A 25,399-nucleotide genomic window follows, 5' to 3' on the forward strand; every position below is an offset into this window, starting at 1 on the left:
CTCCGGCAACAGGCAGTGTCTCGTGGATTAAATGGAGTACAGGTGGTAATGGGTCAGGAAAAGTTATACATCGAAAAAGAGTTGAGCTGGTTATCCTTTAACGAACGCGTGCTTCAGGAAGCGGCAGATAAAAGCAACCCGCTGATTGAGCGGATGCGGTTTCTGGGGATCTATTCGAACAACCTTGATGAATTCTACAAGGTGCGATTCGCCGAGTTAAAACGGCGCATCATTATCAGCGAAGAACAGGGAATACAGACCAGTTCGCGGCATTTGCTGGGAAAAATCCAGTCGCGGGTGCTAAAGGCCGATCAGGAGTTCGACAGCCTGTATAACGAGCTGCTGCTGGAGATGGCGCGCAACCAGATCTTCCTCATCAACGAACGCCAGCTTTCCGTTAACCAACAAAACTGGCTGCGTCTCTACTTCAAACAACATCTGCGCCAGCACATTATCCCGACGCTTATCAACCGTGAAACGAATCTGGTTAACTTCCTGAAGGATGATTACACCTATCTGGCGGTTGAAATTATTCGTGGCGACGACACGCGCTACGCGCTGCTGGAAATCCCGTCAGACAAAGTGCCACGCTTTGTGAACCTGCCGCCGGAAGCGCCGCGTCGCCGTAAGCCGATGATCCTGCTGGATAACATCCTGCGCTACTGTCTGGATGACATTTTTCACGGCTTCTTCGATTACGACGCCCTTAACGCCTACTCGATGAAGATGACGCGCGACGCCGAGTATGATCTGGTGCATGAGATGGAATCCAGCCTGATGGAACTAATGTCCTCCAGCCTGAAGCAGCGTCTGACCGCTGAGCCGGTGCGCTTTGTCTACCAGCGCGATATGCCCAATGCGCTGGTGGAAGTGCTGCGGGAAAAACTGAGCATTTCCCGCTACGACTCTATCGTGCCGGGCGGACGCTACCATAACTTTAAAGATTTCATTAGCTTTCCCAACGTAGGTAAAGCGAATCTGGTTAATAAGCCGCTGCCGCGCCTGCGTCATATCTGGTTCGATAACCAGAAGTTCCGTAATGGTTTCGACGCGATTCGCGAGCGTGATGTGCTGCTTTATTACCCGTACCATACCTTTGAGCACGTGCTTGAGCTGCTGCGTCAGGCGTCTTTTGACCCGAATGTGCTGGCGATCAAAATCAATATTTATCGCGTGGCCAAAGATTCGCGCATCATCGACGCCATGATCCACGCCGCGCATAACAGTAAAAAAGTCACCGTGGTCGTGGAATTGCAGGCGCGCTTCGACGAAGAAGCGAATATTCACTGGGCGAAACGTCTGACGGAAGCGGGCGTTCACGTGATTTTCTCCGCGCCAGGGCTGAAAATTCACGCCAAACTGTTTCTTATCTCGCGTAAAGAGGGCGATGAAGTGGTGCGCTACGCCCACATCGGCACCGGCAACTTCAACGAAAAAACCGCGCGGCTCTATACCGACTATTCGTTGTTAACCGCCGATGCGCGCATCACCAATGAAGTGCGTCGCGTCTTTAACTTTATTGAAAACCCGTATCGCCCGGTCAACTTCGATTACCTGCTGGTATCGCCGCAAAACTCACGACGTCTGCTGTATGAAATGATCGACCGGGAAATCGCCCATGCCCAGCAGGGTCAACCTTCTGGTATCACGTTAAAATTAAATAACCTGGTCGATAAAGGGCTGGTGGACCGTTTGTATGCTGCCTCCGGGTCCGGCGTGCCGGTGAATCTGCTGATTCGCGGGATGTGCTCGCTTATTCCCAATCTGGAAGGCCTCAGCGACAATATCCGCGTTATCAGTATTGTTGACCGCTACCTTGAGCATGACCGGGTTTACATCTTTGAGAACGGCGGCGATAAGCAGGTCTATCTCTCCTCCGCGGACTGGATGACGCGAAATATCGACTATCGCATTGAAGTGGCTACCCCGCTCCTCGACCCGCGCCTCAAACAGCGGGTGCTGGATATTATTGACATCCTGTTTAGCGATACGGTAAAAGCCCGTTATATCGATAAAGAACTGAGCAATCGCTATGTGCCGCGCGGTAATCGCCGCAAGGTGCAGTCACAACTGGCGATTTACGACTACATCAAATCACTCGAGCAACCTGACTAACGCTATGCCAATACATGATTCGTCACCACGACCGCAGGAGTTCGCGGCGGTCGACCTCGGTTCAAACAGTTTTCATATGGTCATTGCCCGTGTGGTGGATGGCGCGATGCAAATCATTGGTCGCCTGAAACAGCGCGTCCATCTGGCGGACGGCCTCGGCGACGATAATATGCTGAGCGAAGAAGCGATGGAGCGTGGCCTGAGCTGTCTGTCTTTATTTGCCGAGCGTCTGCAGGGGTTCGCGCCGTCGAGCGTCTGCATCGTGGGAACGCATACGCTCCGCCAGGCGCTGAACGCCACTGATTTTCTTAAGCGTGCGGAGAAGGTGATCCCCTACCCGATTGAAATCATCTCCGGGAACGAAGAAGCACGCCTGATTTTTATGGGCGTCGAACATACGCAGCCGGAAAAAGGCCGCAAGCTGGTTATTGATATCGGCGGCGGTTCAACGGAACTGGTCATCGGCGAGAATTTTGAACCGAAGCTGGTGGAAAGCCGCCGCATGGGCTGCGTCAGTTTCGCCCAGCTTTATTTCCCGGGCGGCGTCATCAGTAAGGAAAACTTCCAGCGCGCCCGGATGGCGGCGGCGCAAAAGCTCGAATCCCTGACCTGGCAATACCGGATCCAGGGCTGGAACGTGGCGCTGGGCGCTTCTGGTACCATTAAAGCCGCGCATGAAGTGCTGCTGGAAATGGGCGAAAAAGATGGCTTTATTACCCCGGAGCGGCTGGACAAACTGGTGGCGGAGTTGCTCCAGCACCGCAGCTTCGACGCGCTGAGTCTGCCGGGGTTGTCCGAGGAGCGCAAAGCCGTTTTCGTACCGGGTCTGGCGATCCTGTGCGGCGTTTTTGACGCGCTGGCCATTCGGGAACTGCGGCTGTCCGACGGCGCGTTGCGCGAAGGCGTACTCTATGAGATGGAAGGTCGCTTCCGTCATCAGGATGTGCGCAGCCGCACCGCCAAAAGTCTGGCCAATCAGTACAACATCGACAGCGATCAGGCGCGACGCGTGCTGGATACCACCATGCAGATGTATGAACAGTGGCAGACGCAGCAGCCGAAGCTGGCGCATCCGCAGCTGGAAGCGCTGCTGAAGTGGGCCGCCATGCTGCATGAAGTGGGCCTGAATATTAATCACAGCGGCCTGCATCGTCACTCTGCATATATTCTGCAAAACAGCGACCTGCCCGGATTTAATCAGGAGCAACAAACCCTGATGGCAACGCTGGTTCGCTATCATCGCAAAGGAGTGAAGCTGGATGACCTGCCGCGGTTTACGCTGTTCAAAAAGAAGCAGTTCCTGCCGTTAATCCAGCTTTTACGCCTGGGTGTGCTGCTGAATAATCAGCGCCAGGCGACTACCACGCCGCCTTCCCTGGTGCTGGAGACGGACGACAATCACTGGACCCTGCGCTTTCCGCACGGCTGGTTCAGCCAGAACGCGCTGGTGTTGCTCGATCTGGAAAAAGAGCAGCAGTACTGGGAAGCCGTTACCGGCTGGCTGCTCCATATAGAAGAGGAAAACTCGCCCGATATCGCGGCGTAGGACTGTCCGGGCGTCAGCCACTGACGCCCGTTATTTTTATCGCCGAATTTAAATATCGTCAGAAAAGAGGGAAGTTGATTTCGCAGCCGTCTGCGCTTTCAACGTTTCTTCCAGCAGTTGCGGTTCGCCGAGTAAATACCCTTGCAGATAATCAATGCCCAGCGAAATTACTGCGGTGCGTATCTCTTCGCTTTCGACATATTCCGCCACCACCTGCATCTTTTTCATCCGCGCCAGATGGCAGATAGACGCCACGATTTGATAATCCAGGCTATTGGATACGATACTGCGGATAAAACTGCCGTCGATTTTAAGGATATCCGCATCCACGCTTTTTAAACGCGCATAGCTTGCATAGCCGGTACCGAAATCATCTATGGCTATCCGGCATCCCATTTTTTGCAGTTTTGCCAACGTCAGATTGGCCTGCTCGACATTCGCCAGGCTATCACTTTCCGTTACTTCAAAAATAAGCTGCCACGCTTCGACCTGATACTGTGCGAGCAGCATTTGCACCTCCCGGTGAAAATGGGCGCGGCATACCGAAGAGGGCGAAAGGTTAATCGCAAAACGACAGGCGGGCATTTCTTCCCGGTGCCGGGCCATAAACCGCAGCGTATTTTCCAGTACCCAGATATCGATGCGCGACGATAAACCAAATTCATGAGCGACCGGCAAAAAGTCGTTGGGATTGATCATCTCGCCGTTAGCACCAATAAGCCTGAGCAGGATCTCATGATAGGTATCGCCGCGAACGCCGACAATAGGCTGGGCCATCAAACAGAATTGATCCTGTTCCAGCGCCAACTGCAAGCGGTTCATCAGCGCGACTTTGTCTTTCAGATCCTGCTGAAGATACATCGCCACCCGCTTTTGCAAATTTTCCGGATGGTTGGTTGCCAGCGATAAATCGGCAATCGTGCTTAGCTCTCCTAACAATAAATAGATATGCGTCACTGGCGAACGGACGTAGCAATAGCTCATCCCGACCTGCGGCTGTAGCGGCATGCCGTCCCAGACAAAGCGAAAACGCTTAATATGAAGGTCAATATCTTCAATCCGGCTCTGATATGCTTCCGTATTAAGGCGGAAAACCAGATCGTTACCTGACATCTGATAAACCCCTTCGTCAGGCATGAGCTGCGAGCCGATCCAGCTCGCCAGTTGCTGTTTGTACTGAATACGCAGCATGACGCCATAATTTCGGCCCAGCAGTTCCAGCTCGGGAATACGGATAAAACAGAGTACCGACCACGGAAAGCGATGTAATGCCCGATTAAGCGCACGTAAATTAGGCAGGTGTACCACCGGATCAAGAAAGGCCAGCATTCGCGCCCGGCGGTTAATCGTTCTTTGCTGCATCGCCAGTATCGAAATGAAAACGATGATGAATGAATAGACCAGATAGCTTGAGGAGGTAATGGCTAGCTGAGTCTCATACCCCAGAAATAACGGGATATAACCGTGGAAAAAATGAATGGACGTAATCAGCACCGGGGTCCAGACCAGCGACATGAAACGGTAGCCGTAGCGTATCGCCCCCCACAACATCACCGGCAGCAGTAAAGAAAAAGTATAATTGGTGCCGAATATCGAACTGCTATGGTTGAGAGGCATGCAGAGCATCACCATTAGCCCAATGAATATCGCCGTCCATACCACGATTTCTCGTTTGGTCACTTTAGGATCAAACTGCAAACGCATCTGTGAAAAATAGGCGCGTATATAGAGAGGATGACGAAGAATACGGATGATATAATAGCAAAGCGGCACCCCGATTAAATTGCCGACTAATAATGCCTGGTAGTTAATCAGCATATTGATCGTAAACAGGGTTACGCCATTCAGGTTCTGCCGCAGATGATAAATATCGAAAAAAGCAACGAGCTGATAAAGCGCGAGAAATAACGTCGCGGGGCAAACTGCCTGCCAGAAGATGCGTTGAGACATTAACCTGACGTTGCCGTGTGAGACGTTACGCCGGTTCGGCGTAAAAGCGCGATAGCCAGCCCAGCTCACCACAACGGGAAGCAAAAAATGGATCACGATAAGCACATTATCCGCCAGCCCTGCCTGCTGATATTTATGCCAGAAAAGCGCAACGATCATCCCTGGTATCGCCGCCCAGCCAAAAAAAAGCATCAGGCTAATCATTAATGCCAGCGGCAGAAAAAAAAGCACGACCGTTCCCGAACTGATATGGGCGAAAGTATTCGCATTACTTAAAACGGGTAGCAGCAAGGAGGGTAAAAAAAGCGGAAGCCCCCACCATTTATCTCTGTGTTTAATGTATGTTTTACTTAATTTCATAGATGCTCAGCAGAAAACCCGGCATCCTGCGGGGCGTTTTCAGACAGGTATCCCACCTGGCAACAACGTTGCGAAGAGGCGCTCCCGCAACATAATGCTTAGATTTTAATTATTAACGCTGAGTGATATTTGATATAAATCAAATACTAAGTCCTCATTAATCAATTATTACTTTTCTACTGCGCTGGTAGTACTTATTAATTATTAACGTAAATATATTAATTATATTTCATAACAACAACTGATGAATCCACTGACAGAATTTTACATCACATTCAATTGACCCTTACGCTACACTGTGTCTTAATGTATCTATCGCCCCGCTCTGTGGGTATACCTCAAAGGACCTTTTGTGAGTCAGGTTACCAGTATGCGAAACCGACATCGATTTAACAGTCGCATGACCCGTATCGTATTGCTTATCAGTTTCTTCTTCTTTTTTGGACGCTTAGTCTACTCTTCCATCGGTGCCTGGCATCATCATCAAGACAAAAAACAGACTCAGCAGTCCAGCCTGACCATAGAAACGTCCGATCGCCGTTAAACATCACGCGCTTTTCCGTCACGCGATCCAGCCATTGCGCAAAGTGAGCGCCAGCATCAGCAGGCGCATTCTGATTGAATTCATGTCGACTCACTGGCAGGTATGAATGACATCCAGAAATCATTAATCACCTGCTCAATTTTTTCCGTATCACCCACATCATACTGCCGCGCGACAGCGTCGATCAGGCGCTCTTTATCAAGCCGCGTCAGTTCATCAAGGGATGCTGCTTTGCTAATGGCTGCAATATCGTGACCCAATAATACTGCCCCCATACGTACAGGTTCCCAACCCAGCCGTTCCCCTTTTACAGGCGCTTCATAGATACGTCCGTCTTCAATAGCGCCATATTCACAAATAATTTTGTAGAGATCGGTCGCATCTTTGGCGTTACCATGCCCACGATCGCGCCAGGCAAACAGTTTCAACAGCGCCAGACCCGGCAGCGAACAAAACGGCAGTTTTTCACCGTTATCCAACTGTACTATCACGGTATGAGAGAATGCCTCGTCAAAACCGTCCACCGCCATAATAATGGCGCGATCTGGCGGCCAGGCGATCTGATTATCCTCAGCAATGTCGCCAAAAGGAATAATATCCAGTTCAATACCTTCAGCGATCATACGATGGGCGTTACCCTGAACAGCTCGCGCACCTTCCGCAAGAAAAGCATTCTTTAATGCATCAAATGTCGACCAGTCTCCGACAAAAACAGCGATATCGATATCGCGCGTACGTCGGCCGATACTTCGGTTATAAACATGATGGAGAAGAATTTCACGCGCCGTCGCGCCCGCAATAAAAAAGGGGATCCCTTGTGTTGTACAAATTTGGTTGATCCGACTCAATAATCTTTCAGTAACTGAAAAGATGGGATTCACTAAGATGAAGATATTTGTCATTGATTATCCTTACTGTTTCCCGGTTCCTGTCGTCACCGCTTGTTAATAACTCGGCCACACATAGCATCGCTTCAGCTTTAAGGTTCAGCGTAAAACGTCCCCAAAAACAGGATACCAGTTGAAGCTTTCCATCAGTCACAGGCTTTAAGGCCAGATCCTTGCGCCTTTGCAATAATACGTGAGGCGTAAAAATGACACCGTTTTCGGGTCTCAGATATCCGTCGCTCAGTTTTTCGGCAATAATCTCTCCGCTCCAGTATTCTCCCGGCTCAAGCATTAGCTCACCCCATGACGCAGGCGCAGACAGTCTAAGAAAATTCAGTTTCGGACGCAGAGCAGCGGCATAATCCTTCAGCCACAGAATCTGTAACTCATTTTCATTCATTAATCGTCGCCCTTTCAGCGATTTGCGAAAATAGCGCTGCGCCTCGAGGTAGCCGAAGGCCTTGCTGACCATACCCAGAGAGATCCCCGCTTTTTCCGCCAACGATCGGTAAGTCTCATTCAGAGTTTCCGGATGGGACAGCAGCACAAAAAGCAGCTTCATTACCCCTTCCGCAAATCGGCTATTAGCAGTAACGGGTTTCTTTTCATACCGCCCTTCAACAAGCAGGTATAAGCCAGGGACCTGAATACGGGCATTTCCGGCGGTATCAATGAAATTGATTTGGCTCTCGGCGCAATATTCCGCCAGGGCAGGTGTCAGGCGGTTACACACCAGCAAGACCGGTATCTCCGCAGGGAAGCGAGCCATCTGCTCACGGGCAACCATCAGGGATTCTTTACGGTGAATCTGTTTTATCAACAGAGTAAACATCACTGTTTCATTATCTGGCCCTGTCAGTTTGCCCGATCCGTCATAAACATCGTATCCAGCATTGAGGTCATACTGGAAATGAAAAGCGTTGGGCAGTTTTTCTACGGCCGTTGCAAGCAGCTGTTCTTCTATCATTTGTTCACCCTCAACATTTGTTCATGAATCATGAACAAAGTAATATATGAACAAAACAGGGAGTATGCAATAGGGGTTTAAAGGAATACAAGGGGGTCTCCTATCGTCAGGCGCTATACATAACCTGAAATAGCAACCTATAAAAAACCCCTCTGTAAAACAGAGGGGTTCTCTTAATCATATTCAACAATAAATGAACAGAATGGGCTGGAAAATCATTCCCACTCAATCGTCGCTGGCGGCTTCCCGCTGATGTCATACACCACGCGCGATATCCCATTGACTTCATTGATAATACGGTTAGACACCCGCCCGAGGAAATCATACGGCAGGTGCGCCCAGTGGGCGGTCATAAAGTCGATGGTTTCTACCGCGCGCAGAGAAACCACCCAGTCGTACTTACGGCCATCGCCCATCACGCCGACAGAACGGACCGGCAGGAAGACGGTAAACGCCTGGCTGACTTTGTTGTAGAGATCCGCTTTACGCAACTCTTCAATAAAGATAGCGTCAGCGCGACGCAGCAGGTCACAGTACTCTTTCTTCACTTCGCCCAGTACGCGCACGCCGAGGCCCGGTCCCGGGAACGGATGGCGGTAGAGCATATCGTAAGGCAGGCCCAGCTCCAGACCGATTTTACGCACTTCGTCTTTGAACAACTCACGCAGCGGCTCAACCAGGCCCATCTTCATCTCTTTCGGCAGGCCACCAACGTTGTGATGAGATTTGATGACATGCGCTTTACCGGTTGCAGAAGCCGCAGACTCGATAACGTCAGGATAGATAGTGCCCTGCGCCAGCCATTTCACGTTTTCCAGCTTCAGCGCTTCTTCGTCGAACACTTCAACAAACACGCGGCCGATGATCTTACGCTTGGCTTCCGGATCGTTTTCGCCCGCCAGCGCATCAAGGAAGCGTTTTTCACCTTCAACGTGAACGATATTCAGGCCGAAGTGATCGCCAAACATGTCCATCACCTGTTCAGCTTCATTGAGTCGCAGTAAGCCGTTGTCGACAAACACGCAGGTCAGGTTTTTGCCGATGGCGCGGTGCAGCAGCATGGCGGTAACGGAGGAATCTACACCGCCGGAGAGGCCGAGGATCACTTTGTCATCGCCTACCTGCTCGCGAAGGCGGGCAACGGCGTCGTCAATAATTTTAGCCGGGGTCCATAGCGCTTCACACTGGCAGATATCGCGCACGAAACGCTCCAGCATACGCATCCCCTGACGGGTATGGGTCACTTCCGGGTGGAACTGCACGCCGTAGAAGCGTTTTTCTTCGTTCGCCATAATCGCAAACGGGCAGGTTTCGGTGCTGGCGACGGTGACGAAGTCCGCCGGGATCGCCGTCACTTTATCGCCGTGGCTCATCCATACATCAAGCAGCGGTTTGCCGTCGGCGGTGAGAGAGTCTTCTATGCCGCGGATCAGGGCGCTGTCGGTTTTCACTTCAACCTGCGCATAGCCGAACTCACGTTCGTTCGAGCCCTGAACGTGGCCGCCGAGCTGCATCGCCATGGTCTGCATGCCGTAACAAACGCCGAACACCGGCACGCCAGCCTCAAAAACATACTGCGGCGCGCGCGGGCTGTTGTTTTCGGTGGTACTTTCCGGGCCACCGGAAAGAATGATCCCGCTGGGATTGAATTCGCGAATTTGTGCTTCCGTAACATCCCAGGCCCACAGTTCGCAGTAAACGCCAAGTTCACGCACGCGACGTGCCACCAGCTGAGTGTACTGCGATCCGAAATCCAGAATGAGAATGCGATGTTTATGAATGTTTTCCGTCATTGACGCTAATTCCGAGGCAAGTGAAACAGGCTAAATAAATCGCCCGACACAGAGTCGGGCGAAGAAAATCAGGACCCCATACGATAGTTCGGGGATTCCTTGGTAATGGTGACGTCGTGAACGTGGCTTTCCTGAATGCCCGCGCCGCTGATGCGAACAAATTCCGCCTTCGTACGCAGCGCGTCGATGGTACCACAGCCGGTCAGACCCATACAGGAGCGCAGGCCGCCCATCTGCTGATGGATGATCTCTTTCAGGCGGCCTTTATAGGCCACGCGGCCTTCGATACCTTCCGGCACCAGTTTGTCGGCGGCGTTGTCACTCTGGAAGTAACGGTCGGAGGAGCCTTTAGACATCGCACCGAGCGAACCCATGCCGCGGTAGGATTTGTAAGAACGTCCCTGATAGAGTTCGATTTCACCCGGGGATTCTTCCGTACCCGCCAGCATCGAACCGACCATGACTGCGCTTGCGCCAGCGGCGATCGCTTTAGCAATGTCGCCGGAGAAACGAATACCGCCGTCAGCGATAACCGGAATACCGAGGCCTTCCAGCGCTTCCACCGCGTCAGAGACGGCGGTGATCTGCGGCACGCCCACGCCAGTCACGATGCGGGTAGTACAGATTGAACCGGGGCCGATACCCACTTTCACCGCGCTCACGCCGGCTTCAGCCAGCGCGCGTGCGCCTGCGCCAGTCGCCACGTTGCCGCCGATGATTTGCAGATCCGGATATTTTTCACGGGTTTCGCGGATGCGTTGCAGTACGCCTTCGGAGTGGCCGTGGGAAGAGTCGATCAGCAGTACGTCAACACCCGCTGCCACCAGCGCATCCACGCGTTCTTCGTTGCCAGCACCTGCGCCGACGGCCGCGCCCACGCGCAGACGCCCCTGCTCGTCTTTACAGGAATTTGGTTTACGTTCCGCTTTCTGAAAATCTTTTACGGTGATCATGCCGAGCAGATGGAAGCTATTATCAACGACCAGCGCTTTTTCAACACGTTTTTCGTGCATTTTAGCCAGCACGACTTCACGCGCTTCACCTTCACGCACGGTAACCAGACGTTCTTTCGGCGTCATATAAACGCTGACCGGCTGGCTCAGGTCGGTAACAAAACGCACGTCGCGGCCGGTGATAATACCCACCAGCTCATTGTCTTCAGTCACAACCGGGTAGCCTGCGAAGCCGTTACGCTCGGTCAGCGCTTTCACTTCGTGCAGCGTCGTGGTTGGCAGCACGGTCTGCGGGTCGGTCACCACGCCGGATTCGTGTTTCTTCACGCGACGCACTTCTTCCGCCTGACGCTCGATAGACATGTTTTTATGAATAAAGCCAATGCCGCCTTCCTGCGCCAGCGCAATCGCCAGCCGCGCTTCGGTAACGGTATCCATCGCCGCAGAGAGCATCGGAATGTTCAGGCGAATGGTTTTCGTCAGCTGCGTGCTGAGATCGGCGGTGTTCGGCAAAACGGTGGAGTGAGCGGGAACGAGGAGGACGTCGTCAAACGTCAGGGCTTCTTTAGCGATACGTAGCATGGGCAATATCTCTGACCTGGGGGTGGTTAAATATTGCCGTGGCATTATACAGAGCGTAACCGATTGCTTCTACATTTTTTTATCAAAATGCTTGCGATTGCTGACATGCGGGTTACTATCGATCGAATAACCCGCTGATTTAAAATTTGATCTCGCTCACATGTCACTATCTCAATCCCCTGCTATTTATACCGTTAGCCGCCTGAATCAGACCGCGCGTTTGCTGCTGGAACGAGAAATGGGCCAGGTCTGGATCAGCGGCGAGATCTCCAACTTTACCCAGCCGGCTTCCGGCCACTGGTACTTCACGCTCAAAGATGACACTGCTCAGGTACGCTGCGCGATGTTTCGCAACAGCAACCGCCGCGTCACTTTTCGCCCGCAGCACGGGCAACAGGTGCTGGTGCGCGCGAATATCACGCTCTATGAGCCGCGCGGTGACTATCAGATTATCGTCGAGAGTATGCAGCCCGCAGGCGAAGGGCTGCTCCAGCAGAAATATGAACAGCTAAAAGCTAAGCTGCAGGCGGAAGGGCTATTCGGCCAGGAATTTAAAAAGCCGCTGCCCTCGCCTGCCCACTGCGTCGGGGTGATCACCTCGAAAACCGGCGCGGCGCTGCACGATATCCTTCACGTCCTGAAACGCCGCGATCCTTCGCTGCCGGTGGTGATTTATCCCACGGCTGTACAGGGCGATGACGCACCGGGGCAAATCGTGCGCGCCATTGAACTGGCCAACGCGCGCGGCGAGTGCGACGTGCTGATCGTCGGGCGCGGCGGCGGGTCGCTGGAAGATTTGTGGAGCTTTAATGACGAGCGGGTAGCGCGGGCAATTTTCGCCAGCCGTATTCCGGTGGTCAGCGCCGTCGGCCATGAAACCGACGTCACGATTGCCGATTTTGTCGCCGACCTGCGCGCGCCGACGCCTTCGGCGGCGGCGGAGATGGTCAGCCGCAATCAGCAGGAGCTGTTGCGTCAGATGCAGGCCGGGCAGCAGCGCCTTGAAATGGCGATGGATTATTATCTGGCAAACCGCCAGCGCCGCTTTACTCAGTTGCATCATCGCCTGCAACAGCAGCATCCGCAACTGCGGCTCGCCCGCCAGCAGACCACGCTGGAGCGGCTGCGTCAGCGCATGAGCGTCGCGCTTGAATCCCAGCTAAAACGCGCCGCCCAGCGGCAGCAGCGCGTCACGCAGCGCCTGAATCAGCAAAACCCGCAGCCGCGTATTCACCGCGCCCAGTCGCGCGTGCAGCAGCTGGAATACCGTCTGGCGGAAAATATCCGCGCGCGGTTAAGCGAACAGCGCGAACGGTTCGGCAATGCGGTTACCCATCTGGAAGCGGTCAGCCCGTTGGCGACGCTGGCACGCGGCTACAGCGTTTCGGCAGCAGTAGACGGCAAAGTCCTGAAGAAAGTGAAGCAGGTCCATACCGGCGACGTGATGACCACGCGGCTGGAAGACGGCTGGCTGGAAAGCCAGGTCACCCGCATCACGCCGACGAAAAAGCCGCGTCAGCGTAAAAGCTGACGCGCGAGGTTGATAACAAATCTATTCCGGGCATCGTTTTGCCGGGTGGCGGCTGCGCCTTACCCGGCCTACAAATCCTGCCATATCAACGGATTGTACGTAACCGTAGGCCCGGTAAGCGCAGCGCCACCGGGCTGAGTTACCGCGGGTGCTTCAGCGCCGTTTTGCCGGGTGGCGGCTGCGCCTTGCCCGACCAACAAATCCTGCCATATCAACGGACTGTACGTCACCGTAGGCCCGGTAAGCGCAGCGCCACCGGGCAATTTGCCTGGCGGCAGCTTCCGCTAGCGGATCAGACAGGAACGGAACAAACCGTGCGAACTCGTACCAAGACCGCAGTTCTGCTCGCCCGTTTCCTCGTTTAACGCGCAATGCTCACCGTCGCCATCTTCGTCCTGCGCCAGATAACCGTTGTGGCGAGCGTCTCCATCAGGGGCCCACGCTGGCCAGAGCAGCCCACCAATCACCGTGCGTAAAGCCTGCAAATCCGCCATCGTGGCAATGTTTTCGTTACCGCCGCAGTTCGGGACGATAGAGGTCGTAGATCGTTGATACTGATCCACATACATTCCCGCCCACACTTCGTTATTGATAGTCCATGTCTCCGGCGGCTGGGCGGAAAGCTCGGCTTTCAGAGGCGGACGCTGCAGCGTATGGCCGTTAACCTCAACGGTATCCGGCATATGCCCCCAGTAAGCCGCCACGGTGCTGTCCGGACTGGTCGGTACGGTAAAGATGGCCGCTCTCTCATCGCGGGTCGTAATGTTTCTGTCATACGCCAGAGTGGCGGTGATCCCGGTTCTTAAACCCAGGGCCGTCTGCTGCTCAAGAGTTAGCCGCACCGTACCGTCGGCGGCCGTAAGGCCGTACCACTCTTTACTTCCCGACTTCCAGTTAACCGAATCGGCATCCGGCGACAGAGACGTCAGCGTCATCGCGACATCGTTTTGAAGGACCGCAGGCCCGGGCTTTTTACCGCCCCCAGGATCGCCAGGCGCGTTACGGGTATAGGAACCCTCACGCGACAGCTTAAACGTCACGCCCGGAACAGGCTGTCCGGCTCCGTCTGTGAGCTTCACGGTCAGCGGCAGCGTCTCGCCCTGCTTCAGAACATAGCCTGATTTTTCGCTGTCCCATGCTCTGTCGGAAAGCAAGGAAATCTGCACATTGCGCGGCTCGACAAGGCAGAGCTGCGGCATACTGGACGTACTATTGACGTTCGACGTCGTGCTCCCCGTACTGAGATCGATAGTCTGCCAGGTGCTCGGTGCCGTACTATGATTGACGAAAGCTTTATCAATCGCCGCCCACTGCACGCCGCCCGTGACAGGCAGACCAAACCCGGTGTTCATCTGCCCTTCGGGGTAATCGCTATACAGCGTTTTTAAATCGTTCAGCAGCGGCATCCGCGCGGACGGACAGTCGCTGCGGGTGCCAATCGTCGATAGCCGGATGGTGTACCACTCCTCGTTATCGGCGTTCAGTACGCTGGTGTTCGAGGTTGTTTTTAGCTCTGCCATCAACAGAGGGCGCTGGAAGACAAGGCCATTGGATGCGGTAATCGTCTCCGGCATATGGCCCCACATTTTGGCTTTGTCGCTATCCGGGCTGGTCAGAACGGTGAAGCGGACATTTTTACTGTCCTGAATGGCGCTATTCGACGCCAGCACCGCCGTCAGCAGCGTTTCTAAGCCCTGGGTATTTTCCTGGGCCACATCGAACGTCATCTGCCCCAGCGCGTTCGTCTTCATATATAAGAAATCACCCGCGTTCGGCATCGCCACCGTTGGCGGCATTCCGCCCGGCGGCGGCGTCACGTTAAGCAAGGTGATATCGTCGCTACCGCTTCTGCCCCAGACCCCGCCAGCGCGAGTTTTCGCGTCTGCGCGCGTGATTTTCACCGCCTGATCCGCTACCGGCTGACCTGAGGCATCTTTCACCGTAATCACCATCGGAATGGTTTCGCCTTTTTTGGCAATGACCGCGCCCTTCTCCTCATTCCAGTTCACCGAGGTCAGCGTCAACTGGCTGGCAATATGATTTTCCCCCTGTGAGACCAGGCAATACTGCTGGCGCCTGGAATCAGACTCGTAACCGCCCGCACTAATATAGGATTCTTTATTATCGATAAGGTTGACCGAGCCATACGAAAGTGCATTTTGATTAAGTAAATAGTCGCTCGCCCACCCGCCACTCTCATAAGAACGGTTACCATTGGGGTTCGCAGGCCAGCCCTGAACATTATGAATATCACCGTTCGGATATGTGGCGTAGAGCGTGTGCAGATCGCTCATCGTCGGGAGATAGTTACGCCCGCAGCCGCCGTTGGTTCCGTTCCAGGCGTCGTCCACGGTAAACAGCGGCCAGACCTCGCCTTTTACATCTCCGTTTCTGGTGCGTGTAAGCGTATAGGTAGAAACGGGCGTTGAAGAAAGCTCCGCCGCCAGCTTCGGACGGCGATACACTTTGCCGTCGCTGGCGGTCAGTTCATCCGGCATATGGCCCCAGTAGTTCGCCTTTTCAACGTCCGGGCTGGTAGGAACGGTAAAGATCAGTCGCGCGTTCTGTTTCGAAGCGTCGTTACCGTCCAGATACGCCTCGACCAGGTTGTCATACCCCACGCCGTTATCCTGTTTTACCTGCAGCGTCAGGGTGCCATCCGCGCCGGTGCCCAGATAGAGCATACCGGATTGCGTACCTGACGACAGAGTGTAGCTGTTATTCAGCGTCAGATTCGCTTCTGTCCCCACATACAGAGCCGTATCCGAACGCCCCGTCGCGCTGACATCATGAAGGATAAAGGGCGCATAGGGCACCGGGTTACCTGCCGCGTTGAGGGTGGTAATGGTAAGCGCCATGGTTTCGCCGACCTTCACTTTGCCGTATTTATTCTGCGCATCATACGGTGCAGGGGTAATCAGCAGTTTCGTCGCCAACGGCACGGCGGTTTGCTGGCAGACAAAATAGGCCTGGTCGGTGGAGGAGAGCACCAGCGCGCTGGCGTCTTTTAAGTTAATGGTTTTCACCCAGCGCTGTTGCAAGCTGCTGGTGTTAAGGCCGGGCGTCTGCGTCTGATACGTTTTACCGTTTATCGGCCAGCCCTGCTGGCTGTTGATCGCGCCGACGGGCCAGGCGTCGTACAGCGACGTCAGGCTGGCGAAGGTTGGCGTGCGATCCGCGCCGCACAGCTGTGCCATCTGGCTGTAGCTCGCCATGCTCCAGGTTTCGTTGTTTTCCACGTTGCTGTCGACGCTGACGCCGGTTATCTCACTGGCAAGACGCGGGCGCTCAAACACCGTACCGTCCTTCGCCGTCACCTGTTCAGGCATATGGCCCCACATGGTGGCTTTTACCGTGTCCGGGCTGGTGACGACGGTGAAAATGGTGTCAATGCTGGCGCTGATGCTCGGGTTGTTGTACAGCGCGGCGGTAATGGCGACTTTCGTTCCGTGCGTGCCGGGCCGGGTGACGGTGATAATTTTGCTGCCGTCAGTGCCGGTCTGCCGCCCCGTTTTGGTGGTGGTATCGTTAAGCGATTCGCCGTCGATAACCAGCGGCGAAACGATGCCGTCGCCGCTACCGGCGATATGCTTAACATTCTGGCGGTTATAGCCGTCGCCGCGGCTAAGCACGAACGGCGCGCCCGGCAGCGGGTTGCCGCTGGCGTCTTTGACGGTGACCTTTAATTGCAGCTCATCGTCTTTTTTCACTTTTACCGCATGTTCGCCGTTAGCGTTGTACCACAGCGAGGCGTCGACCGGCTCAATGGTGATGGTCGCCGCCTGCGGGTTTTCGGCGCGCAGACAGGTGGCATAGAACGTGTCAGCATTACCCACGCTGGACACGGCACCGCTGGTAAGCGAGATAACGTTCCATGTGCTCGCGCTGGCAAAGGTGGAAGACCAGTAGTCGCGCAGAATTGGCCAGCCGTGAACGGCATGTATGTCATTGCCTTCGGCGCTGTACAGCGCGTTTAACTGATCGATGCGGGGCAGATGGTTGGCTGCACAGCCGCCGCTCTCTACGTTACCATCGGCCTCAGTATGATAGACGCGGGCCCAGGTTTCGTTATTCTCGACCTGGTTTCGCGTCGAGGAAGGCGCTTCTGCCTGCAATTTTGGCCGCGCAAACCTGACACCATTGACGCTGATGGTGTCATCCATATGGCCCCACATATTTGCGTCCGGCGTATCCGGGCTGGTGGGCACGGTAAAGGTCACGCTGCGCGTCGACGGCGTTCTGATTAAGGAATCCACGGACACGATAGACAGCAGCGTCTTCAGGCCCACCCCCTTGGGCTGGGTCAACGTGATTTCTGCGTTACCCTGCGCGTCTGTTGTACCGTGATAAACCATCGATCCCTGCGCCGGGCCGTAGACGCGAGCGCCGTTTTCGTCGGTGAAAGTTAACGCGCCCTGGGTCGGATCGGTAAAGCCGGTCATCAGCCCGTCGCGATTGCGCCCCGCCGTCATGGTGACGGTAAAATCAGCATACGGTACCGTCATATTGTTCAGCGCATTGACGGAATGAACGTGCAGCGTAATTGGCTCGCTGACTTTCGCTATGGCATCTTCCCGCGACGGATCGTTGTTAAACCAGGCCTCAATGACCGTCACCATTTCGTTGCCGGAACAGGTCAGATAGTTTTCTGCGTTGCCGCTAAACTTACCGTCCGCACCGGTCTCCAGACTGACATGCGAGGTCTGCGTACCGTCAGTGTCGGCGGTGATGTAATAATCAGCGGTTGGCCAGCCGTGCAGCGTTTCCATGGTATTGCCGGAGTGCGTGGAATAGAGGCTGTCCAGCGAGAGCTGCCCCGGCACCTGCCCTCTTCCGCACTGACTTTCGGCAGCGGCGACGGAGTTAAAGGTGGCCCAGGTTTCGTTATTCTCCTCTTTGGTACCGGTTTTATGGTCCGCCTCGACCGCCAGCATCGGGCGTTTATACAGGTTTCCGGCCTCGATCATCCCCTGCATATGGCCCCACATGTTGGCCCCGTCAACGTCCGGGCTGGTAATCACGGTAAAGATGACGCTGAAAGCCTTCGTCACCTGAGCGCCTTCGTCGTCTGGCATGACGATGCGAATCGGCGTTTCCACGCCCAGACCCCGATCGTGCGTTAGCGTCAGGTGTACCTGGCCGTTAGCGTCGGTCGTGCCGACATAGTGCTCCGGCGACGAGGCGCGCATCCCCTCGCTGGCCGCGGTGACGGGCAGGTTATCCCATTCGGCGTTGTGCTGCCCCTGGCGGTTGGTTGCCGGATCGATATACAGCTCCATATAGCGGTACGGCAGCGGTTTTTTGCTGTCGCGATCGACCACGCTCACGACGATATCGATAGCCTCGCCCACTTCCGCGATGTACGGCCCTTCCGGGGAAAGCGTGATTTGCGGATGCGCCAGCGGCTGAGCCTTATCCACGCAGCTCACCAGAAAAGCGGAGGCGTCATTCTCAAGCTTGACGCTGCCGCTGTTTAAATCGACGCCATAGTGGTTGGTAACAATCTGATCTTTGGTGGAAGACCAGTACTCATCAAGCGGCCAGCCTGGATAGGTTGCTGCCGTGCTGTGCGCGTTCCTTGCCGCTATCAGCTGTTCAGCGTCCGGCAAAATGTCGCAGTGGTTGTCCGCACCGTTCCAGCTAAACTGCGCCCAGGTTTCATTATTTTTAATGATGGTGCCGCTGGTGCCGCTGGTTTCCGCCGCCAGTTTCGGCCGGGTGAAGGTATAGGTTATGCCATTCAGCTCGGCGGTTTCGCTGTCCGGCATATGGCCGTACATCTTCGCCTCGGCGCTGTCCGGGCTGGTCAGGGTGGTGAAGATAACGTCGACGCTATCGGTAAGCGCCGCATTGTTGCCTGCCCGAACGTTAAGCGTGGTTCTGACGCCCGGCCCGTTGGCCTGGGTGACGGTCACCGTTGCGGTGCCGTCCGCGCCCGTCCTGCCGCGATATTCCGTGGCAGTAGTGGTCAGTTCGGTGTCGCCAATGTGTACCGGGCTGGCGTTATTCACCTCTTCCTTACGGTTGAGCGCATCCTTACGGGTAATAATAAAATTGCCGTTCGGGTAGACCTCCCCTGAACAGTTTTTGGTGCTAATGGTCAGCGTAATGCTCTCCCCCACCTTCACCTTCGCCGCTTTAAATCCTTCATCATAATGACTGGCGCTAACCGCTACCGGGCTGCTTACCGCCGGGGCGATATCCACAGCATATTTTTGCACGGCAAGCGGAATGGGCGCGCTGTTGGGCAGGCCGGTAAGGGTAAACAGCTGTAGTGCGGGCGGGGTTTCCGACTCCGGCACCTGCGCCCATACCACCAGATGCCGATCCGTCAGGCTCTGTTCGCAAAAAGTGAGGTTACCAGCGGGCTGCGGGTTAAGCGGCGTATCCGGCGTGGCGGCATCGGCCCATACTACCGTCGCGGCCGGTGCCTGATGGGTTTGCCAGTCCAGCGGCGAGGTGGCGAAGATATCACCTTCGGTATCGCGCGGGTTCAGCACTTCCATCTGCGCGGGAGCGGTCGCCGCGCTGAATTCGTTCGGTCTGGCGGAATAGGCTACCGGGTTTGCGGCATCGGTTAACAGGTGCGAACTGCCCTGATAGACCGGTATCCAGGCGCTGTCGGCCACCGGCTCGGTACCGTTAACCTGCCCGGTGGTGGCTCCCGGCCATTGCCAGGAACCGCCCTGCAAGGCCGCCGACGCCGATAGGCTGATAAAGATCAGCAGCAGTAAAAAGCCGAATACGGTTTTTAATTTACCGACGATAGATAGCATCTTGCCCATCACTCCTGTTGTGCTGCCTTAACACGCTTTGCTTAGCCCGGCGCTAAGCAAAGAATGCGAAAGCACCATTCCCCGCAGGGAATGGCGTGAGGTAAAAATTATTTACGTTTGTATTTGACGGACAGGCCGTAACCCTGAACGCCGTCCGCACCCGCGCCGGTGAGGACAGTGCTTGCCTCGGCGTTGGTTTCGGGTATGAACAGATCCCGGTTCTGTACGTTGGAGTCGACCGGGCCGGTCGGCGCAGTAGTACGGTCGGTGGCGCTTTCGCCGGTGAAGACCCACTGGTAGTCGTACTTGTCGTTAACGATCTCATCCGTGCCGGAATCGTAGGTTTTGTTACCGTTGGTATCTCTCCACAGCACCGCTTTATAGGTGTGGCCGGTGTGCAGATTGGTTTCCGTATGGTTAAGCAGGTTAACCGACTGGTCAGCCATATCGACGATGATCACGCCGACGTTATCGTCAACAACCGGGCCTTCGGGAATATCGTCGCTGTCGGAACCCCCGCCCGCGTCGGTGGAGAGGTCTTTGAGGATAATTTCTTCGGCCACGCGCGGATCGCCGGTGGTCGTGTTAGCGGTAATTTTCAGACCGATGTATTTGTCCGCGTCGCCGGGCTGAATGGTGTAGGTCTCGCTGCCTTTTGTACCGATTTCGGTAGCGCCGTTGCCATCCTGATCGGCATAGCTCATCCACTGAATCGTGCCTTTGGTCACGTTAGTCGCGTCGACGTCGCCCTGGGTATCGCCAATCCCCCAGCTTACGGTCAGCTTATCGCCGATATGCAGCTGTTTGTCGCCGTCGGTTGACGCGGTACGCCCGGCACGGTCGATTGTCAACGTTACGTGGTTTTTATCCGCGTCCGTTGTTGATGTTGGCGTACGGTTAATCCACGGTACGGTACCCTGAATGGAACCGGTATTGCCGCTAAACTGCCACTGGCCCTCCTTCAGGTTGCCCCGCGTCTCGTCGGCCATTGCCGCCGGTACGGCACAATAGCCTGCGAGGATCAGCGCCAGCGCGACCTTCGTCAGCCGCTGTGTCAATGTTGATTGCATAAAGATTCTCCTTGTCTTCAAATTCAGCGGCTGGCTCAGGTCAGCCTCACGCCGACACTATTTTTTTCTGTACTTCACACGTAGCCCATATCCCTGCACGCCATCCTCTTCGTTGGCGGCAAATTTCTGCGCCGCTTCGCGGTTGGTGGCAGGGAGGACTAAATTCTCGTTGGCGGTATTAGCCTGCGCCCCGGTGTGGCCGTTGTTGCTCTGACCGGTAAACTCCCACTCGTATTCGTACTGCGCCATTTCGTCTTCGCTAAGCTGCTCCGACATCTGGAACACCCCGTCCTGGTTTTTGTCGCGCCATAAGACAAAGCGATAGGTGTTATTAAGCGGCACGGGCTTATCCTGTTTGTCGATCAGGTTCAATGGGTTGCTGGCGCTGGTTTGATAAATCAGCGCATTGAGGTTGTCGATGCTGTCACCGAGGAACGTCACGTCGATGAAGTTACTGTCGCCGTAAGCGTCTTCTTTCGCCTTCCAGCGGAAGGTGCCGGGTAGCGTACTGGAGAGCGTGACCGTGCCCGCCTCTTTGTCGCGTTTGGCGATAAATACGCAGGGGTTTTCCGTGGCGCAGGGCTTGTCCGTCAGGGTAACTTTTTTATCGTTGTTGTCGTACAGCTCCGGCGTCATGGCGTCATCCACCAGCTCGTTGCCGTTGCGGTCGGTGCTGTCGCCGAAGGCGTCGGTGAGCAGCACATCCATCACCACGCCGTCCACGCCATCCGCCTGCGCGCTGGCCTCATGGCTGTGATCGGTGCGATCGGGATCGGCAATATTGTCGACAATCAGTTCAATCTTGCGCCCCTGGCGGACGGTAATCGCCACCACGCCGGAGGTCTCTTTGTTGCCCTTTTCATCTTCCAGGGTGATGCGAACCTTCCAGCTGTTCAGCGCCTCGCGCTCCGCTTCCGTGCTGGCGTTGCCCCATGCGGGCAGCACCAGGTTCCAGCGGTTGTTATTGCCTTCGGTTAACGTATTGGCCTTCACCACCGGCATCACCAGGGTGCGGTTAGCGTTATTCTTCGCCTGCCATGATGCGGTGGCGATTTTGTAGTGATGGTTAATAAGGGCGTTAATCGTCCACTGACACTTCTCAAGGCCGATGCCCTCTTCCGGCGTGTCTTTCACCACGCATTCCGGATGCACGTTGGCTTCTGAGGCTTTCAGCCACAGCGTGACGTCCAGCGGATCTTTTTCGCGGTATTCGAGGATGATGAAGTTATTACGATCGACAAAATCGGTGCGGCTGCCGATAAGCGAGTGCTGAATTTTGACGTTTTCCGGGTCGAGCTGCGCCGCCAGCGGCGTACCGAACTGATAGTTCACAGTGGCGTTCACGCTGAAATCGTTGCTGTCGCCGGTGCCGGCTTTGTAATCCGTGCCGACGGTGAGCAGCGGCACCGGCGTATAGTTCAGCCCCAGGGTGACCGCATGAGGGTCTTTTTGCAGGTTGTCCTTGCCGAACAGCGCCACCTCATCGCCGTAATACTGCTCAAACACCAGCTTCGCGCCAACCTGCGGATAAAACGGTAGCCACGTCTCGGCGCGCACGTCCCAGCCGCGTGCCGGACGCTCTTCATAGAAGTCGAAGTCTTCGGAGTCTTTCCAGTCGGAAAGCGGATGATAGTAGTTACCGGAAAAACGCAGAAAATCGGTCCAGGCTTCGGTGCCTATACCGAGTCGGCGATGGCCACGCGTGAAATCGTAATCGTAGAAGACGTTGCCACCGAGCAGCCAGTCGCTGACGTTTTGCCGCACGCCAATCCCCACGTTACCAATGGTGCGCTCTTCCTTGCGCTGGACGGAAAACTGGCTGAACAGCAGCGTGCTCTGGTTGTCATACCACGGGACAAAATAGTCCAGCGAACTGCCTTCAAGATCGCCATCTTCTCCCACCGATAAATTAGTGCGCACTTTCCCGTAGGGCGACATTAGCCCTTCGATATAGGACTGCGTTGAGGAGGTAATTTGATTTTGCAGATAGCTGCGCGCCTGGGATTGCAGCGCTTCCGGCGTGAGGTTGTCAAACCCCTGAGTGGCGGAACTGGTGAGGTAATCGCGGGTCTGTTCTTTAAAGGATTTGCCTTTTTCTTCCTGTTCTTCTTTTTGCGCGGCGCTGCTGGCTAAATCGGGAAGTTCATTATGTTCGGCGGGCGTTTTTTCGATGGCAGCGACCGCGGAAGCTACAAACGAGCTTCCTGCAATTAATATTAAACATATTAAGCGCATCCATCGCACCATCCAAAAATCCCTTTTTAAATTTTATTTAAATACCTCGGCAAAAATATTGTATCCAACTATTGCAAGAAAAAACCTAAATGAATTCCTAAAAATACATAGGCCACCCTTATTACTTAATCGGGTATTAGCCATTCCTGGCGGCTTAAATATATAAAATAAGAATTAATAAAAATTAATTATTTATGATGTAAATATATTTAGCGGTTATATTTTAAATTCAACGCGTTTTTTTGAAATTAATCCATGACCATTCTGACAAAAATAATCTACCGCGCCGCAGGCTTTAAGTACTTCCAGCGGCTGATGACATTCCGGGCATAGTGGCGTCAGCGTGAAATCCTGATGGCAGGAAGCGCAGTGCGCCTGACCGCCGTTTTGTTCCAGTGGGTGATTGCAGGTTGGGCAGTTGAGTTGCATAACATCTCCGTTTTTATCGCCCTTCTCTTATCACGCAGAGAGGCGCGGCTCATAAAAGCGGGCTGGTTTCCCGGCCCGCTCCTGGTCAGTGATTACTTGCTTTTCTTAATATGTTTAATCAAACGTTTACGTTTGCGCAGCTGATTCGGCGTCAGGGTATTACGTTTGTTGGCAAACGGGTTCTCGCCTTCCTTAAACTGAATGCGGATCGGCGTACCCATCACGTCCAGCGATTTGCGGAAGTAATTCATTAAATAACGCTTGTAAGAATCCGGCAGGTCTTTCACCTGGTTGCCGTGGATCACCACAATCGGCGGGTTATACCCCCCGGCGTGGGCATATTTCAGCTTCACGCGACGCCCACGTACCAGCGGTGGCTGGTGATCTTCAGAGGCCATAGTCATGATTCGCGTCAGCATCGCCGTGCTGACACGACGCGTTGAGCTATCGTAGGCTTCACGGATGGATTCAAACAGGTTACCCACGCCGCTACCGTGCAGTGCAGAGATAAAGTGCACCCGTGCGAAGTCGATGAAGCCCAGGCGGTAGTCCAGCGTCTCTTTCACCTGTTCTCTGATTTCCTGGCTCAGGCCATCCCACTTGTTGACCACAATCACCAGTGAGCGCCCACTATTGAGGATAAAGCCCAGCAGCGAGAGATCCTGATCGGAGATGCCTTCGCGAGCATCAATCACCAGCAGGCATACGTTGGCATCTTCAATGGCCTGTAGGGTTTTAATGACCGAGAATTTTTCAACCGTATCGGTGATTTTTCCGCGCTTACGCACCCCGGCGGTGTCAATGAGCACATACTCACGTTCATCGCGCTCCATCGGGATATAAATACTGTCGCGGGTGGTGCCCGGCATGTCGTAGACCACCACACGTTCTTCACCAAGGATGCGGTTAGTAAGCGTGGACTTACCTACGTTCGGACGGCCGACAATGGCGATTTTGATCGGCAGATCCTGCGGATTGAAGTCGTCCTCTTCCTCTTCAACTTCAGTCCCGTTTTGTTCAGCTTCAAACTGCTTCCAGTACTCGGCCTCTTCATCCACCTCTTCCGGCGGGTTCACATCGTCAACAAACGGCAGCAGGACATGCTCAAGCAGGCTGACCACACCGCGACCGTGCGAAGCGGCGATGGGATGAATGTCACCTAACCCCAGTGACCAGAAGTCTGCGACGGCCTGATCCGGATCGATGCCATCGGTTTTGTTGGCGACGAGAAACGTCGGTTTTTGACGCGAGCGCAGATGCTTAGCAATGCCTTCGTCCGCAGGCATCAGGCCAGCGCGGGCGTCGACCATGAACAGCACGACATCGGCCTCTTCAATCGCCAGCAGCGACTGCTCGGCCATGCGGGTTTCGACGCCCTCTTCCGTGCCGTCAATACCGCCGGTATCGATGCAGATAAATTCACGACCTTCCACCTCGGCACGACCGTACTTACGGTCACGCGTCAGCCCAGGAAAATCCGCCACCAGCGCATCGCGAGTGCGTGTAAGACGGTTAAATAGCGTGGATTTTCCGACGTTAGGGCGTCCGACAAGCGCGACCACAGGAATCATGTTTAAAGCCTCTTTAACTCAAAATTTGTGACTATCTGCTTTGCCGGGTGGCGCTTTGCTTATCCGGCCTACAGGTATTCTGTCAGTCTG

Annotated in this window: 14 protein-coding genes; 4 read left to right on the forward strand and 10 right to left on the reverse strand. The window is 54.7% G+C overall.

The window, feature by feature from the left end; genetic code table 11:
* Positions 1–48: 48 nt before the first annotated feature.
* Positions 49–2,115, forward strand: coding sequence for a polyphosphate kinase 1 (gene ppk1 / locus ACMGGS_RS22785; protein ID WP_414164489.1), 2,067 nt, complete (start codon positions 49–51; stop codon positions 2,113–2,115).
* 4 nt (positions 2,116–2,119) lie between these two features.
* Complete coding sequence (gene ppx / locus ACMGGS_RS22790) at positions 2,120–3,661, forward strand: exopolyphosphatase (RefSeq protein ID WP_414164490.1); 1,542 nt, start codon at positions 2,120–2,122, stop codon at positions 3,659–3,661.
* 48 nt (positions 3,662–3,709) lie between these two features.
* On the opposite strand, the gene ACMGGS_RS22795 is transcribed toward ppx, so the two are convergent.
* Complete coding sequence (locus ACMGGS_RS22795; RefSeq protein WP_414164491.1) at positions 3,710–5,971, reverse strand: EAL domain-containing protein; 2,262 nt, start codon at positions 5,969–5,971, stop codon at positions 3,710–3,712.
* 352 nt (positions 5,972–6,323) lie between these two features.
* Between ACMGGS_RS22795 and ACMGGS_RS22800 the strand changes: the two genes are divergently transcribed.
* Positions 6,324–6,515 carry a YfgG family protein gene (locus tag ACMGGS_RS22800; protein ID WP_414164492.1) on the forward strand — a complete coding sequence of 64 codons (192 nt, stop codon included), beginning with the start codon at positions 6,324–6,326 and terminating at the stop codon, positions 6,513–6,515.
* 80 nt (positions 6,516–6,595) lie between these two features.
* On the opposite strand, the gene ACMGGS_RS22805 is transcribed toward ACMGGS_RS22800, so the two are convergent.
* From ACMGGS_RS22805 to guaB, 4 genes are all read right to left on the reverse strand, one after another.
* On the reverse strand, positions 6,596–7,417 hold the full coding sequence (locus tag ACMGGS_RS22805) for a hypothetical protein (RefSeq protein ID WP_414164493.1): 822 nt from the start codon (positions 7,415–7,417) through the stop codon (positions 6,596–6,598).
* Positions 7,371–8,369, reverse strand: a complete 999-nt coding sequence (locus tag ACMGGS_RS22810) for a type IV toxin-antitoxin system AbiEi family antitoxin (protein WP_414164494.1) — start codon at positions 8,367–8,369, stop codon at positions 7,371–7,373. Before ACMGGS_RS22810 ends, ACMGGS_RS22805 begins: the two co-directional genes overlap by 47 nt.
* Before the next feature lie 215 nt (positions 8,370–8,584).
* Positions 8,585–10,162, reverse strand: a complete 1,578-nt coding sequence (guaA, locus tag ACMGGS_RS22815; protein ID WP_414164495.1) for a glutamine-hydrolyzing GMP synthase — start codon at positions 10,160–10,162, stop codon at positions 8,585–8,587.
* Between the two features lie 68 nt (positions 10,163–10,230).
* Positions 10,231–11,697 (reverse strand): IMP dehydrogenase, encoded by a 1,467-nt coding sequence (gene guaB / locus ACMGGS_RS22820; protein WP_414164496.1) that lies wholly within the window; start codon positions 11,695–11,697, stop codon positions 10,231–10,233.
* 160 nt (positions 11,698–11,857) lie between these two features.
* Between guaB and xseA the strand changes: the two genes are divergently transcribed.
* On the forward strand, positions 11,858–13,228 hold the full coding sequence (gene xseA, locus ACMGGS_RS22825; RefSeq protein WP_414164497.1) for an exodeoxyribonuclease VII large subunit: 1,371 nt from the start codon (positions 11,858–11,860) through the stop codon (positions 13,226–13,228).
* Between the two features lie 284 nt (positions 13,229–13,512).
* On the opposite strand, the gene ACMGGS_RS22830 is transcribed toward xseA, so the two are convergent.
* The 5 genes from ACMGGS_RS22830 to der form a co-directional block, all read right to left on the reverse strand.
* Positions 13,513–20,013, reverse strand: a complete 6,501-nt coding sequence (locus ACMGGS_RS22830) for an adhesion domain-containing protein (protein WP_414164498.1) — start codon at positions 20,011–20,013, stop codon at positions 13,513–13,515.
* 98 nt (positions 20,014–20,111) lie between these two features.
* The gene (locus tag ACMGGS_RS22835; RefSeq protein ID WP_414164499.1) at positions 20,112–21,074 is read right to left on the reverse strand and encodes a SinI family autotransporter-associated protein; all 963 of its coding nucleotides are present in this window, start codon (positions 21,072–21,074) and stop codon (positions 20,112–20,114) included.
* Between the two features lie 57 nt (positions 21,075–21,131).
* Positions 21,132–23,321 carry an intimin-like inverse autotransporter SinH gene (sinH, locus tag ACMGGS_RS22840; protein ID WP_414164500.1) on the reverse strand — a complete coding sequence of 730 codons (2,190 nt, stop codon included), beginning with the start codon at positions 23,319–23,321 and terminating at the stop codon, positions 21,132–21,134.
* Between the two features lie 204 nt (positions 23,322–23,525).
* Positions 23,526–23,738 carry a zinc ribbon domain-containing protein gene (locus ACMGGS_RS22845; protein ID WP_414164501.1) on the reverse strand — a complete coding sequence of 71 codons (213 nt, stop codon included), beginning with the start codon at positions 23,736–23,738 and terminating at the stop codon, positions 23,526–23,528.
* Positions 23,739–23,830: 92 nt separating this feature from the next.
* Entirely contained in the window at positions 23,831–25,309 is a 1,479-nt protein-coding gene (gene der, locus ACMGGS_RS22850; protein WP_176917132.1) for a ribosome biogenesis GTPase Der, read from the reverse strand.
* Between the last annotated feature and the right edge of the window lie 90 nt (positions 25,310–25,399).

Origin of the sequence: Superficieibacter sp. BNK-5 (assembly GCF_047456055.1) — a bacterium.
In the GTDB taxonomy this organism is placed as follows: domain Bacteria; phylum Pseudomonadota; class Gammaproteobacteria; order Enterobacterales; family Enterobacteriaceae; genus Superficieibacter.